The organism is Kitasatospora cystarginea (assembly GCF_039533515.1).
In the GTDB taxonomy this organism is placed as follows: Bacteria; Actinomycetota; Actinomycetes; order Streptomycetales; family Streptomycetaceae; genus Kitasatospora; species Kitasatospora cystarginea.
This window is the reverse complement of sequence record NZ_BAAATR010000001.1, coordinates 124,286-138,414: the sequence shown is the minus strand read 5'-3', so window position 1 is coordinate 138,414 and position 14,129 is coordinate 124,286. Positions and strand designations below refer to the sequence as shown.

At 69.3% G+C, this 14,129-nt stretch carries 12 protein-coding genes and 1 riboswitch; of the genes, 7 read left to right on the top strand and 5 right to left on the bottom strand.

The features are described 5' to 3' along the window. Window positions 1-466: 466 nt before the first annotated feature. From ctaC to ABD369_RS00600, 4 genes are all read left to right on the top strand, one after another. Window positions 467-1,318, top strand: coding sequence for an aa3-type cytochrome oxidase subunit II (ctaC, locus tag ABD369_RS00615; RefSeq protein WP_344634137.1), 852 nt, complete (start codon window positions 467-469; stop codon window positions 1,316-1,318). After that, window positions 1,315-3,090: an aa3-type cytochrome oxidase subunit I gene (gene ctaD, locus ABD369_RS00610; protein ID WP_344634136.1), complete on the top strand. Its 1,776-nt coding sequence runs from the start codon at window positions 1,315-1,317 to the stop codon at window positions 3,088-3,090. Before ctaC ends, ctaD begins: the two co-directional genes overlap by 4 nt. Further along, window positions 3,090-3,488, top strand: coding sequence for a cytochrome c oxidase subunit 4 (locus tag ABD369_RS00605; protein WP_344634135.1), 399 nt, complete (start codon window positions 3,090-3,092; stop codon window positions 3,486-3,488). Before ctaD ends, ABD369_RS00605 begins: the two co-directional genes overlap by 1 nt. 502 nt (window positions 3,489-3,990) lie before the next feature. Next, the gene (locus tag ABD369_RS00600; RefSeq protein WP_425557509.1) at window positions 3,991-5,214 is read left to right on the top strand and encodes a L,D-transpeptidase; all 1,224 of its coding nucleotides are present in this window, start codon (window positions 3,991-3,993) and stop codon (window positions 5,212-5,214) included. 16 nt (window positions 5,215-5,230) lie between these two features. Here the strand turns inward: ABD369_RS00600 and ABD369_RS00595 are convergent, their stop codons facing one another. From ABD369_RS00595 to ctaE, 5 genes are all read right to left on the bottom strand, one after another. Beyond that, window positions 5,231-5,599 (bottom strand): GntR family transcriptional regulator, encoded by a 369-nt coding sequence (locus tag ABD369_RS00595; RefSeq protein WP_344634133.1) that lies wholly within the window; start codon window positions 5,597-5,599, stop codon window positions 5,231-5,233. Window positions 5,600-5,930: 331 nt separating this feature from the next. Beyond that, window positions 5,931-7,595 carry a cytochrome bc1 complex cytochrome b subunit gene (gene qcrB / locus ABD369_RS00590; protein WP_344634132.1) on the bottom strand — a complete coding sequence of 555 codons (1,665 nt, stop codon included), beginning with the start codon at window positions 7,593-7,595 and terminating at the stop codon, window positions 5,931-5,933. Then, window positions 7,592-8,659, bottom strand: a complete 1,068-nt coding sequence (gene qcrA, locus ABD369_RS00585; RefSeq protein WP_344634131.1) for a cytochrome bc1 complex Rieske iron-sulfur subunit — start codon at window positions 8,657-8,659, stop codon at window positions 7,592-7,594. The genes qcrB and qcrA overlap by 4 nt, the downstream gene beginning before the upstream one ends. Then, window positions 8,656-9,465, bottom strand: a complete 810-nt coding sequence (gene qcrC / locus ABD369_RS00580) for a cytochrome bc1 complex diheme cytochrome c subunit (protein WP_344634130.1) — start codon at window positions 9,463-9,465, stop codon at window positions 8,656-8,658. The genes qcrA and qcrC overlap by 4 nt, the downstream gene beginning before the upstream one ends. Window positions 9,466-9,627: 162 nt before the next feature. Next, window positions 9,628-10,248: an aa3-type cytochrome oxidase subunit III gene (ctaE, locus tag ABD369_RS00575; RefSeq protein WP_344634129.1), complete on the bottom strand. Its 621-nt coding sequence runs from the start codon at window positions 10,246-10,248 to the stop codon at window positions 9,628-9,630. Window positions 10,249-10,692: 444 nt separating this feature from the next. On the opposite strand from ctaE, the gene ABD369_RS00570 reads away from it, so the two are divergent. The 3 genes from ABD369_RS00570 to ABD369_RS00560 all read left to right on the top strand — a co-directional run bounded on the left by ABD369_RS00570 (window position 10,693) and on the right by ABD369_RS00560 (window position 14,124). After that, complete coding sequence (locus ABD369_RS00570) at window positions 10,693-11,118, top strand: response regulator (protein WP_344634128.1); 426 nt, start codon at window positions 10,693-10,695, stop codon at window positions 11,116-11,118. 121 nt (window positions 11,119-11,239) lie between these two features. After that, a complete protein-coding gene (trpD, locus tag ABD369_RS00565) occupies window positions 11,240-12,316 on the top strand; it encodes an anthranilate phosphoribosyltransferase (protein ID WP_344634127.1) in 1,077 nt (358 codons plus the stop codon). Between the two features lie 232 nt (window positions 12,317-12,548). Next, a riboswitch (SAM riboswitch) is annotated at window positions 12,549-12,666 on the top strand. Window positions 12,667-12,717: 51 nt separating this feature from the next. Then, window positions 12,718-14,124, top strand: coding sequence for an aminotransferase class V-fold PLP-dependent enzyme (locus ABD369_RS00560; RefSeq protein ID WP_344634126.1), 1,407 nt, complete (start codon window positions 12,718-12,720; stop codon window positions 14,122-14,124). Window positions 14,125-14,129: the final 5 nt, after the last annotated feature.

Genomic DNA, 14,129 nt, shown 5'->3' with positions numbered 1-14,129 from the left:
CGGACCGTACCGCCCCCGGCCCCGCTCACCACCGCCGCGGTCCGCCGCGCACGACCACCCTGCAAGGCCGCCTCCGGTGGGGGAGCCCGCCGGCCAGGGACCGGGTGCGCCCGCTTGCCCGGCCGTGGTGCCGGGCACGTCCGGCTGGACGGCCTGGGGCTCGCGGTGACCTCGTTTGTCCGATTCGCACTGACCCGACGGTCTGTCACCCGGGTGTCGCAGTGCCATCCCACGATTGGGTGTGCGAGGCTCGAAGGACCGCGATGACCTGGGATTCCGTGCATGCCGGGGCTGATCGGGTAGGCGGGCGGCGCGTTAGCGGGACCTGCCCGTCAGGAGCACATAAGCCTGGAGTAGGGTTTGGCCCGCATAAGCATTCAAACCGTGCCCGTGGCCGGGTCGCAGGGGAGGCGCACAGCATCCCGGGGGCGACGCGATCGCGGGCGAGACTTCGGGAAGGCGCTACGTGAGTCCCAACGGCTCCGACCGCTCGCCGCGGCGCACGATGCGGCGGAAGCTGCCTCAGGCGCTGGCACTGGGCCTCGTCATCGCGACCGCTACCGGCTGCTCGGCCAATGACCTGCCCAGGCTTGGCCTCCCGTCGCCCGTCACCAAGGAAGGCCCGCTGGTCCTCCACATGTGGCAGGGCTCGTGGATCGCGGCGCTGGTAGTCGGCGTACTGATGTGGGGTCTGATCATCTGGAGCGTGATCTTCCACCGGCGCAGCCGCACCAAGGTGGAGATCCCGGCTCAGACCCGGTACAACGTGCCGATCGAGGCGCTGTACACCGCGGTCCCCATCGTCATCGTCTCGGTGCTGTTCTACTTCGTCGCCCGCGACGAGTCCCGGCTCACCCAGACCTCGGCCAAGCCGCAGCACTACGTGAACGTGGTCGGCTTCCAGTGGAGCTGGGCCTTCAACTACGAGAACACCGAGAACCCCGACCCGGCGAACACCAACGCCGCGTACGAGGTCGGTACCCCCGCCGAGGCGCCTACGCTGTACCTGCCGATCAACGAGACGGTGCAGTTCCGCCTGACCTCGCGGGACGTGATCCACGACTTCTGGCCCGTCAACTTCATGATGAAGATGGACGTCGTGCCGGGTCTGGTCAACAGCTTCGAGGTCACCCCGACCTCGTACGGCACCTTCCGGGGTAAGTGCGCCGAGCTCTGCGGCGTCGACCACTCCCGGATGCTGTTCAACGTCAAGGTGGTCTCGCACGACGAGTACGAGCAGCACCTGAAGGAGCTCCGGGCCAAGGGCCAGAGCGGCGCGGTGCCTTCGGGCATCACGGGCATTGAAGGTGAGAAGTGACTATCCTCAACGAGCCCGCCGCCGCCGGCGGGGCATCCGGGCTCTCGGCAGGCGGGGCCACCCGGACCCGCAAGCCGGGTTCCACGATCATCAAGTGGCTGACCACCACCGACCACAAGACGATCGGCACGATGTACCTCGGTACCTCGTTCGCGTTCTTCCTGATCGGTGGCATCCTCGCCCTGGTCATGCGTGCTGAGCTGGCTCGTCCCGGGACCCAGATCCTGTCGAACGAGCAGTTCAACCAGGCGTTCACGATGCACGGCACGATCATGCTGCTGATGTTCGCGACGCCGCTGTTCGCCGGTTTCGCGAACTGGATCATGCCGCTCCAGATCGGCGCTCCCGACGTCGCGTTCCCGCGTCTGAACATGTTCGCCTACTGGCTGTACCTGTTCGGCTCGCTGATCGCGGTGGCTGGCTTCCTCACCCCGCAGGGTGCCGCCGACTTCGGCTGGTTCGCCTACTCGCCGCTGTCGGACGCGGTCCGCTCGCCGGGCGTCGGCGCCGACATGTGGATCATGGGTCTGGCCTTCTCCGGCTTCGGCACGATCCTCGGTGCGGTCAACTTCATCACCACGATCATCTGCATGCGCGCGCCCGGCATGACGATGTTCCGGATGTCGATCTTCGTCTGGAACACCCTGCTGACCGCCGTGCTGGTCCTGCTGGCCTTCCCGGTCCTCGCGGCCGCGCTGTTCGCCCTGGAGGCGGACCGCAAGTTCGGGGCGCACGTCTTCGACCCGGCCAACGGCGGTGCACTGCTCTGGCAGCACCTCTTCTGGTTCTTCGGTCACCCCGAGGTGTACATCATCGCGCTGCCGTTCTTCGGCATCATCTCGGAGATCGTCCCGGTCTTCAGCCGCAAGCCGATGTTCGGTTACTCCGGTCTGATCGCGGCCACCATCGCGATCGCCGGTCTGTCCGTGACGGTGTGGGCCCACCACATGTACGTCACCGGACAGGTGCTGCTGCCGTTCTTCTCCTTCATGACCTTCCTGATCGCGGTCCCGACCGGTGTGAAGTTCTTCAACTGGGTCGGCACCATGTGGAAGGGCTCGCTGAGCTTCGAGACCCCGATGCTCTGGACGGTCGGCTTCCTGGTCACCTTCCTCTTCGGCGGTCTGACCGGTGTTCTGCTGGCCTCCCCGCCGATCGACTTCCACGTCTCGGACTCGTACTTCGTCGTCGCCCACTTCCACTACGTGGTTTTCGGCACCGTCGTGTTCGCGATGTTCGCCGGCTTCCACTTCTGGTGGCCGAAGATGACCGGCAAGATGCTCGACGAGCGCCTTGGCAAGATCACCTTCTGGACGCTGTTCTTCGGCTTCCACACCACCTTCCTGGTCCAGCACTGGCTGGGTGCCGAGGGCATGCCGCGCCGCTACGCCGACTACCTGGCCTCGGACGGCTTCACCACGCTGAACACCGTCTCCACCATCGGCTCGTTCCTGCTCGGTCTGTCGATCCTGCCGTTCCTCTACAACGTCTGGAAGACCGCCAAGTACGGCGAGAAGATCGAGGTCGACGACCCGTGGGGCTACGGCCGTTCGCTGGAGTGGGCGACCTCCTGCCCGCCGCCGCGGCACAACTTCCTCACGCTGCCCCGGATCCGTTCCGAATCCCCGGCCTTCGACCTGCACCACCCGGAGATCGCCGCGCTGGACTACCTGGAGAACCACGGTGAGCCGGCCAAGCACTTCGAGGGCGTGACCCCGGCGAAGTACGACAACCCGGCGCTGGGCAAGGGCAAGAAGGGTGGGAACGCCTGATGAAGGAACAGGGCAAGATCTTCCTGGGCCTGGCGGTCTTCGTACTGGCGATGGCCATCACCTACGGTCTGTGGTCCAAGGAGGCAGCCGGTACCACCGCGCTGTTCCTGGCCTTCGGCCTGTGCGCCTTCATCGGGTACTACCTCGCCTTCACCGCCCGCCGGGTGGACAGCGGCGCGGGTGACAACCCCGAGGCGGAGGTCGCGGACGACGCCGGCGAGCTGGGCTTCTTCGCCCCGCACAGCTGGCAGCCGCTCTCGATGGCGGTCGGTGGTGCGCTGGCCTTCCTGGGCGTCATCTTCGGCTGGTGGCTGATGTTCTGGGCGGCCCCGATCATCCTGGTCGGCCTGTACGGCTGGGTCTTCGAGTTCTACCGGGGCGAGAACCAGAACCAGTAGGTTCTCCTCGCTCCGGGCGCCGGGCCGGGCATCCCTTCGGGGGTGCCCGGCCCGGCGCCGTTCTGTTGACCGGGTAAGACCGACCGGCAATAGGGCCCGCGGCGTCGCGTGCCGATAGCTCTCTCCCTCCTTGCCCGCCATCGGGCAGGAGGGGCCCTCGGACGCACATCCCTCGTCGCGCGCAGCGCCGCTGCGCTCTCTTCCCCCAGCCTGACGGCCGGGGGGACCCCCGCACGATGCACGCCCAGACTCGGCTCTCGACCCTCCCCCAGCCTTCGGCCGGGAGGTGCCCCCTTCTCCTCCCACGCTCCCTATTGCCGGTCGGTCTAAGTCCATCGGGATGTATCGCTTACCCGTTCGGTCCATTCGGGCCCCTGAGCGGTAGTCCCTGCCGTGGCCGCCTTCCTACGCTCGTGAGCATCGTCGGAATCCTCTTCTGGGTGTGAGACCCCTGGAGGCAACGTTGAGCGGCATTCACGGAGCGGGCCCCCGTCGGGCCTGCATATTCGCACTTCTGGTCCTGACCCCCCTAGCGGGCTGCACGGTCGGAGGTGACGGTTCGGTGGAGGCGGTCAGCACCGTGGATGTGAAACCCCTGGTTCATCTCCCGGCGGCCGACGGACTCGACCCGAACCTCCCTATATCGGTCACGGCCGAGAAGGGCAGCAAACTGACCGATGTCACCGTCACCGGACCGGACGGCCGGCAGGTCGTCGGGAAACTGGCCGATGACCAGCGGAGCTGGCAGAGCGTGGGACGGCTCGCGGCGGGGACCAAGTACCTGATCCGGGTGGCCGCGGACGACGGTGACGGCGGCCGCGGCGAGACCACCGGCACGCTCACCACGGCCCAGGGCCGGGCCAGGCTGAGCGCGGAGCTCGGTCCCAACACCAGCGGCTCGGGCCTGTACGGCGTCGGCCAGCCGCTCACCGTCAAGCTCTCCCAGCCGATCAAGGACCCGGCGGCCCGGCAGGAGGTGGAGCGCAGCCTCAAGGTGGTCTCCGAACCCGCCGTGACCGGCTCCTGGTACTGGGTGGACGACAGCAACCTGCACTTCCGCCCCACGGAGTACTGGCCCGCCCACGCCACCGTGAAGTTCACCTTCGACCGCCCCGGCACCCGGATAGCCGACGGGCTGTACGAGGGTGACGCGGTCAGCCGGACCATCCGGACCGGCGACCGGGTCGAGGTGCTGATAGACGCGGGCTCGCACTACCTGACCTACCGCCGCAACGGCGAGGTGGTGAACACCATCCCGGTGACCACGGGCAGGCCGGGGTTCTCCACCCGCAACGGCATCAAGGTGGTGCTCGGCCAGGAGGCCAGCGTCCGGATGAGGAGCTCGTCCATCGGCATCGCGGCGGACAGCCCCGACTCCTTCGACACCAACGTCAGGTGGGCCACCAGGGTCACCTGGAGCGGCGAGTACGTGCACGCGGCGCCCTGGTCGCTCTCCTCCCAGGGCGTGGAGAACGTCAGCCACGGCTGTACCGGGATGAGCACGGCCAACGCCAAGTGGTTCTTCGACGAGACGAGGGTCGGCGACGTGGTCCAGGTGGTGAACAGCCTGGGCAAGGCGATGGAGCCGTTCGGCAACGGCTTCGGGGACTGGAACGTCTCCTGGGCGGAGTGGACCAAGCACAGCGCCCTCGGTCGGACCGTCAACACCGCGGGCCGGGCGGAGGAGGAAGCGGTGCCCGTCGGCGCCCTGGTGCCGCAGGTCTAGGGCCTGCCCGGCGGGCTCAGGAGCCGTACGCCAGCCGGAGAGCGTCCCGTACCGCGCTCATCGCCTCGTCCCTGGAGAGACCGAGGCGGTGGGCGCGGTCGGCGTACTCGGCGGCGGCGGTGGCGGCCAGCCGGTGCGAGGTGTCGCCAACGGCGGCGATCAGGGTGCCGCGCCGGCCGTGCGTCTCGACCACGCCGTCCGCCTCCAGCTCCCGGTACGCGCGGGCGACGGTGTTGGCGGCCAGGCCGAGCTGTTCGGCCAGCGCCCGGACGGTCGGCAGCCTGAGACCGGCCGGCAGCGCGCCGCTGCGGGCCTGCTCCGAGATCTGCGCGCGGACCTGCTCGTACGGGGGAGTGGCGGATGAGTGGTCGATGCTCAGCTGCACTGATGGGCTCCTGACGGGTCGTTGGACCCCATTGTGCCCGAATGACCGGTAGGCCCTGCCGCCGTGGTCGGGATGCAGTCCCGGCCACGAGGCACCGGGTGGACATCCGGACGGCGACCGATGGCTGTTCGTGCGGTTCCCCGCGCCCCGGACGGTGCGATGCGGAGCGTGGGGATCGGCCCGGCAAGGGGGCCTTCCGCTCCACGCCGGACACCGGAGCGTTCCGGCGGCCCGGGTCAGCCGCCGGCCGGCGAGAACGGCCGAGGGCCCCTGCCCGGCGGGTGCCGGGCAGGGGCCCTCAGGTGGCGATCAGCGGCGTTGCCGCGCGGGATCAGTGGTGGCCGTGGCCGCTGGTGATCTCGCGGTGCTCCTCCGCCGTCGGCTTGGGGATCTGGCCACCCTCGCCGAAGTAGCCCTGGGAGAGCTTGGCGCGGGTCTTCTCCAGGCGGCCGACCTTGCGCTTGACGCCGTTCTCGTCGACCTGGGCCGGGATCGGCAGCGGCTCGTGCTGCTCGTGGGCGATGTGCTTGTACAGCTCGGCCTGCGGGAGCTGGGCGTGGACCTCGACGAACTCACCGTGCGGCAGGCGCTTGATGATGCCGGTCTCGCGACCGTGCAGCACCTTCTCCTTGTCGCGGCGCTGCAGGCCGAGGCACCAGCGCTTGGTGATGAAGAAGACCACGACCGGCACGACGAAGAAGCCGACCCGGACGAAGTACGTGATCGAGTTGAGCGACAGGTGGAAGTGCGTGGCGAACAGGTCGTTGCCACCACCGATCAGCAGGACCAGGTACTCGCCGATCCAGGCCGCACCGAGAGCGGTACGGACCGGGGCGTTGCGCGGGCGGTCCAGGATGTGGTGCTCGCGCTTGTCGCCGGTGATCCAGCCCTCGATGAAGGGGTACATCGCGATGGACAGCAGGACCAGCGGGAAGATCACCATCAGCGGGATGAACACGCCCAGGTTCAGGGTGTGGCCCCAGGCCCGGACCTCCCAGCCCGGCATGACGCGGATCAGACCCTCGGAGAAGCCCATGTACCAGTCCGGCTGGGCGTCGGTCGACACCTGGTCCGGACGGTACGGGCCGTAGGCCCAGATCGGGTTGATCGAGGCGATGGCCGAGACGGCCGCGATGATGCCGAAGACCAGGAAGAAGAAGCCACCGGCCTTGGCCATGTAGACCGGCATCAGCGGCATGCCGACGACGTTCTTCTCGGTCTTGCCCGGGCCCGCCCACTGGGTGTGCTTGTGGTAGAAGACCAGGATCAGGTGCGCCACCAGCAGGCCCAGCATGATGCCCGGGATGAGCAGCACGTGGATGGTGAAGAACCGCGGCACGATGTCGGTGCCGGGGAACTCACCGCCGAAGAGGAACATCTGGATGTAGGTGCCCACCAGCGGGGTGGCGAGGACCGCCCCCTCCATGAAGCGGATGCCGGTACCGGACAGCAGGTCGTCGGGGAGCGAGTAGCCGAAGAAGCCGTCGAACATGCCGAGGACCAGCAGCAGGAAGCCGAAGACCCAGTTGATCTCGCGCGGCTTGCGGAACGCGCCGGTGAAGAAGACGCGCATCATGTGCACGAACATCGCGGCGACGAACACCAGCGCGGCCCAGTGGTGGATCTGGCGGATCAGCAGACCACCGCGGATCTCGAAGCTGATGTTCATGGTCGAGGCGTAGGCCTCGGACATCTTGATGCCGTCGAGCGGGGCGTACGGGCCGTGGTAGACGACCTCGGCCATGCTCGGCTTGAAGAACAGCGTCAGGTACACACCCGTGAGGATGATGATCACGAAGCTGTAGAGGCAGATCTCACCGAGCATGAAGGACCAGTGGTCCGGGAAGATCTTGCGCAGGTTGGCCTTGGCCAGCGAGTAGATCCCTACGCGGCCGTCAACCCAGTCAACTGCCGCCTCCACCTTGTTGGCGGGGTTGGCACGCGTGCTGCCGCTGCTGGGCTTTGCGTCGGTGCTGACGCTGCTCGCGGAACTCATGAGCGCTCCCAGAAGCTCGGGCCGACGGGCTTGGCGAAGTCGCCGGTGGCGACGAGGAAGCCCTTCTCGTCAGTGGTGATCTTCAGCTGCGGCAGCGGGTGGCCGGCCGGGCCGAAGATCACGCGCGCGCCGTCCGACAGGTCGAAGGTCGACTGGTGGCAGGGGCAGAGCGCGTGGTGGGTCTGCTGCTCGTACAGGCTGATCGGGCAGCCGACGTGGGTGCAGATCTTGGAGTAGGCGAGTACGCCCTCGAAGCCGAGCTCGCGGGACTTGGCGTCCTTGATGTCCTCCGGAGCGATCCGGACGATCATCAGGGCGTCCTTGGCGATGCGCTGCTGGAAGTCCTCGTCGGAGTCCTCCAGGCCCTCCGGCTTGGCGAAGGTCAGCGAGCCGACGACGATGTCCTCGGCCTTCATCGGCTGGTTGGTGTTCATGTTGATCAGCTGGATCGGCTTGGCCGGGGTGGCCTCGTTCCAGTTGGTGTGGTCCAGCTTCTTCTCGGGCAGCGGGCCGAGGTCGCGCAGCAGGACGACGCCGGAGAGCGGCACCAGGGCCATCGAGCCGATGAGCGTGTTCCGCAGCAGCTTGCGGCGGCCGAAGCCGGACTCCGCGGCGCCGGTCTTGAACTGCTCGATGACGTCGTTGCGGACCTCGTCGTCGGCCTCGATCGCGTGGCGCTCGGCGGGCATCTCGACGTCCGACATCAGGGTGCGGGCCCAGTGGACCGCGCCCGCGCCGATGCAGAACAGCGCCACACCCAGGGTCAGACCCAGCGCGAAGTTCAGCGCGCTGATGTGGCCCAGCGGGAAGACGTAGATGATCTTGTCGATCGGGAAGATCACGTACGAGGCGATGAAGCCGATCGTGGCCAGCATCGACACGATGAACATCAGCGAGACCTGGCGCTCGGCGCGCTTGGCGGCCCGCTCGTCGATGTCGGTACGACGGGGCTCGTGGGCCGGCAGGCCCGGGTCGGCGAACGGGTCGCCGTGCTCGGCGACCTCGTGGCCGTGGGAGGCGTCCTGCGCCTCCGGCAGCTTCTCTTCAGGAATGTCGTGGCTCATGACTTCTTGGCCTTGGTGGTGTGGGCGGCGACCCAGATCGCGACCGCGATGAGGGCACCGAGACCGAAGATCCAGCCGAACAGACCCTCGGTCACCGGACCGAGGCTGCCCAGGGCGAGACCACCGGGGTTGGGCTCCTCATTGGTGGTGTGGCGGACGAAGGCCACGATCTGCTTCTTCTGCTCCTCCGGCATGGTGGTGTCGGGGAACGACGGCATGTTCTGCGGGCCGGTCTGCATGGCCTCGTAGATGTGCTTCGCGTCGACGCCCTCCAGCGAGGGGGCGAACTTACCGTTGGTCAGGGCGCCACCCTGGCCGGCGAAGTTGTGGCACTGGGCGCAGTTGGTGCGGAACAGCTCGCCACCCTTGGCCACGTCCTTCGGGTCCGTGGACGAGTACTGGTCCTTGGTCGGGGCGACCGGGCCGGGGCCGAGCGAGGCCACGAAGGCGGCCAGCTGGTCGATCTCGGCCTGGCTGTAGACGACCTTCTTGCGCGGGACCTGGGCACCCGGCTGCTGCGCGGGCATGCGGCCGGTGCCGACCTGGAAGTCGACCGCGGCGGATCCGACGCCGACCAGGCTCGGGCCGTCGGAGGAGCCCTGGCCGTTCAGGCCGTGGCAGGAGGAGCAGCCCACGGCGAAGAGCTTCTTGCCCTCATCGATCGCGAGCGACTGCGCCGAGGTGTCGGCCTGCGCCTTCTCGGCGGGGGCGAACGCGGCGTACAGCCCCCCGGTGGCCGCCAGGGCGAGAAGTAGGACGACCAGCGCCGCCAATGGGTGGCGCCGTCGTGCGGAGAGCTTTTTCACGGAATAACCCCGGTGTCAGGATCTGGTCGTCGGCTGGTGGGCGTGCCCGGCGGCGCGGTCTGCTCTGGGCCGGCTTCGGGACGCGCGTTCAGGTCGGAGCGGCACGGCCCGCTGACGGGCGAGCGCTGTCTCCGACCGGCGGCCAGCGACCTGATCAGCTGGTTACTTGATCAGGTAGATGGTCGCGAACAGGCCGATCCACACGACGTCGACGAAGTGCCAGTAGTACGACACCACGATCGCGGCGGTGGCCTGCTCGTGCGTGAACCGCTTGGCTGCGTAGGTCCGTCCCAGGACCAGCAGGAAGGCGATCAGACCACCCGTCACATGCAGGCCGTGGAAGCCGGTGGTCAGGTAGAACACCGTGCCGTACGGGTCGGAGGACAGCGAGAGGCCGTCCTTCTTGACCAGTTCGGTGTACTCGAAGATCTGGCCGCCGATGAAGATCGCGCCCATCACGAAGGTGATGGTGAACCACGTGCGGAGCTTCTTCACGTCACCGCGCTCGGCCGCGAAGACGCCGAGCTGGCAGGTGAGGGAGGAGAGCACCAGGATCGTGGTGTTCACCGAGGAGAAGGGCACGTTGAGGGCGTGCGCCTTCTCGGTCCAGAACTCTGCGCCCTTGACCGAACGGAGGGTGAAGTACATCGCGAACAGGGCCGCGAAGAACATCAGCTCCGAGCTCAGCCAGACGATGGTTCCGACGCTGACGAGGTTCGGCCTGTTGACCGCTCCGTGCGCGTGTCCGGTTTCTGTTGCTGTTGCTGTCGCCACGACGGACATTATGTCGGTCCCTTATTCCGTCTTCACGCCGGGGGTCTCCCTTCGGAGTGTCCGGTGCGTGCGGTATGCGCAGTTGGGCTCCAGCGGGGTGTCCGGCAGTGGGCCGGGTGTAGCGATGTCCGTTTTCTGATGGTTCTTCGGGCTGGTCGGAGCCGGTTCGGGGGCCGCCCGGCCGATGACGGCACTCCTGTGCTCCGCGTGTCGCTACCGCGCGAGCCGGTCCGCATGGGCTAGGGCCTCCGCCGTCCGGGTGGTGTGACGACAACGGGTGACGGCCCGTCCTCCGGGTGGGTGAGGCCCGCGCGTGGTGCCTTGAGCGAGATCGCGCCAGGGGCTCACCTCGGGGGGTGGGCGGGAGTAGCATCCGGAAGTAGACGTGGTCCGGATCACACTGGACTCGTCGGAGCAGACGTTATAGAGGACGAGCCCCCGGGAGCAGGCCCCATGGCGCACACGACCGACGAGACGCTCACCGTTCTGGTCTACAGCGACGACCGCAACACCCGGGAGCAGGTGACTCTCGCGCTCGGCCGGCGGCCCGCCGCTGATCTGCCGGAACTGCGCTATCTGGAGTGCGCGACGGTGCCCGCGGTGCTGCGGGCGCTGGAGCGCGGCGGGATCGACCTCTGCATCCTGGACGGCGAGGCCGTCCCGGCCGGCGGGCTCGGAGTGGCCCGGCAGATCAAGGACGAGATCTACGGCTGCCCGCCCGTGCTGGCGCTGATCGGCCGGCCGCAGGACTCCTGGCTGGCGGCCTGGAGCCGGGCGGACGCCGCGATCTCGCAGCCCGTCGACCCGGTGGCACTCGCCAAGGCGGTCGCCGCACTGCTCCGGGCCCGGCTCGAGGCGCGGACGCCCACCCGCCACTGATCTCCGGGGCGGGGCGTCTCAGCGGGGCGTCTCAGTAGAAGAGAAGACAACGGCACGGGTGCCCGCCCGGTCGATAGGCTGGCTCCATTCCTTTCGGTGAACACGAGAGCTGGAGTCAGCCATGGTGAACGTGAACCCTGCGAACGGCGGTATCGACCCCGCGCAGGTGATCCGCACCTGGCCGGATCTCCTGAGCACCCTGCTGTCGGGCATCGACCTCGCCCAGGCGGACGCGGCCTGGGCGATGGACCGGATCATGAGCGGTGAGGCGACCCCGGTGCAGGTGGCCGGGTTCATGGTCGCGCTGCGGGCCAAGGGCGAGACGGTGGACGAGATCACCGGTCTGGTCGAGTCGATGTACGCGCACGCCGAGCCGCTGCACATCCCCGGGCCCGCGGTGGACATCGTCGGTACCGGCGGCGACCGGGCCAAGACCGTCAACATCTCCACCATGTCCGCGATCGTGGCGGCGGCCGCCGGTGCGAAGGTGATCAAGCACGGCAACCGGGCGGCCTCCTCCGCCAGCGGTTCCTCCGACGTCCTGGAGCGGCTCGGCGTCAGTCTCGACCTCAGCACCCGCCGGGTGGCCGAGGTGGCCGAGGAGGTCGGCCTGACGTTCTGCTTCGCCGCCAAGTTCCACCCGGCGATGCGGCACGCGGCCCCGGCCCGGCGCGACCTCGGGGTGCCGACCGCCTTCAACATCCTCGGGCCGCTCACCAACCCGGCCCGGGTCACCGCGCACGCGATCGGCTGCTTCGACACCCGCCTGGCCGGGCTGATCGCGGGAGTGCTGGCCCGGCGGGGCGCCCGCGCGCTGGTCTTCCGGGGTGACGACGGCCTGGACGAGCTGACCATCTCGACCACCTCGTACGTGTGGATCGTGAAGGACGGTCAGATCGTCGAGACCTCCTTCGACCCGCGCGAGGTCGGCATCGAGCCGGTCGGCATCGAGGCGCTGCGCGGTGCCGACGCCGAGTACAACGCCGGTGTCGCGCGCCGGGTGCTGGGCGGTGAGCGCGGTCCGGTACGGGACGCCGTCCTGCTCAACACCGCTGCCGCGCTGGTGGCGCTGGACCTGACGGACGCGCCGCTGGCCGACCAGCTGCGGGCCGGGATGCAGCGGGCGGCGGCCGCCATCGACTCGGGTGCCGCGCAGGACGTCCTCAAGCGGTGGGCCGAGGCGACGGCACGCGCGTAGCCTCGCCGGTTCCGAGGGGAGGCGCGCGTCACGGGAGGTGGCGGGCCGCACCCGCATCCGGCGGGTGCGGCCCGCCGACCCGTCAGGTCCGGTGGTCCGGCAGGCAGGCCCGGCCGCTGCTCGGCGCGGTTTCGCGCGCCCGGCGCCCGGGCTTCTGCGGGTCTGGAGAGGGCCGTCCGGAGTGTGGGATGTCGTTTGACCGTCCTTCGGGGCTGGCCTAGAGTCCAGCGCAGGTCATGAGTGACAGCGTCAAGCCCCAGCTGGCTGTCCGGCAACCCTCCGTCCGTGGCGGGGTGCCCTGGGTGAGGACCGGGCTGCGTGGCGATCCGTCCGCGCGGCAAGCGCGGACGCCCGGTGTATCTGCATTCCCGGGGTCCCCGGCCCCAGAGGAGTGCATTCCCATGTCCGCTCACCAGTCGCCCGCTGCCGCCCCTTCGACGGCGGGCACCCTTTCGGATGACGGTGCCCCGCTCGCCGTCCTCGGCCACGACGTCCAGGTCCCGCTGGTCAGCGGTGAGAAGGTCGGGTACGCCGCGCTGGACTACGCGGCCAGTGCCCCGGCGCTCCAGCGGGTCTGGGACGACGTCGCCGCCTACGCCCCGTACTACGGCAGTGTGCACCGCGGCGCCGGGTACCTCTCGCAGCTGTCCACCGACCTGTTCGAGCAGAGCCGCCGTACCGTCGCGGACTTCCTGGACCTGCGCGAGGGCGACCAGGCGGTGTTCACCCGGTCCACCACCGACTCGCTCAACCTGCTGGCGGGGGTGGTTCCGGCGGGCACCCGGGTCTTCGCCTTCGAGACCGAGCACCACGCCTCGCTGCTGCCGTGGCGCCGCCACGGCCTGACGGTCGGCTACCTGCGTGCCCCGCGCTCGTGCGCCGAGGCGGTCGCCGCGCTGGACGCAGCGCTCGCCGCGCACCCCGAAGGCCCGCGGCTGCTCTGTGTGACCGGTGCCTCGAACGTCACCGGGGAGCTGTGGCCGGTCGCCGAGTTGACCGAGGTCGCCCACCGGCACGGTGCCCGGGTCGTGCTGGACGCCGCGCAGCTGGCTCCGCACCACCGGGTCTCCGTCCGCGAGCTGGACGTCGACTGGATCGCCTTCTCCGGCCACAAGCTGTACGCCCCGTTCGGCGCGGGCGTGCTCGCCGGGCGCGGCGACTGGCTGGACGCGGCCGAGCCGTACCTGGCCGGCGGCGGCGCCAGCCGTACGGTGGCCCGGGAGGCGGACGGGTCGGTGGTCGTCGAGTGGCACCGGGGGCCCGCCCGGCACGAGGCGGGGTCGCCCAACGTGATCGGCGCCTACGCCATCGCCTCGGCCTGCCGGGCGCTGACCGAGGCCGGCTTCGACGCACTGGAGGCCCGGGAGCAGCGGCTGGTCGAGCGGCTCAAGGCCGGGCTGGCCGAGATCCCCGAGGTCAGGGTGCTCAGCCTGTTCGGTGCGGACTCCGCGCGGGTGGGGGTGCTCTCGTTCGTGGTGCGGGGCTGGAACAGCTCGCACTTCGCGGCGGCGCTCTCCGCCGAGTACGGGATCGGGGTGCGGGACGGTCTGTTCTGCGCGCACCCGCTGGTCCGTACGCTGCTCGGCGGTGAGGACGCGGCTCCCTCGGAGTGCGGCGCCCCCGAGCCGTCGCTGCCCGGCGAGCGCAGCCTGAACGCGATCCGGGTCAGCTTCGGCGCCGGGACGCCCGACGAGCACCTGGACCGCTTCCTGGCGGCCGTCCGCGAGCTGGTCACGGACGGCGCGCGGTGGACCTACCGGAGCGAGGGCGGGCGCTGCGTGGCGGACACCCGGCGCGAGCGGGCGTAGCGGGC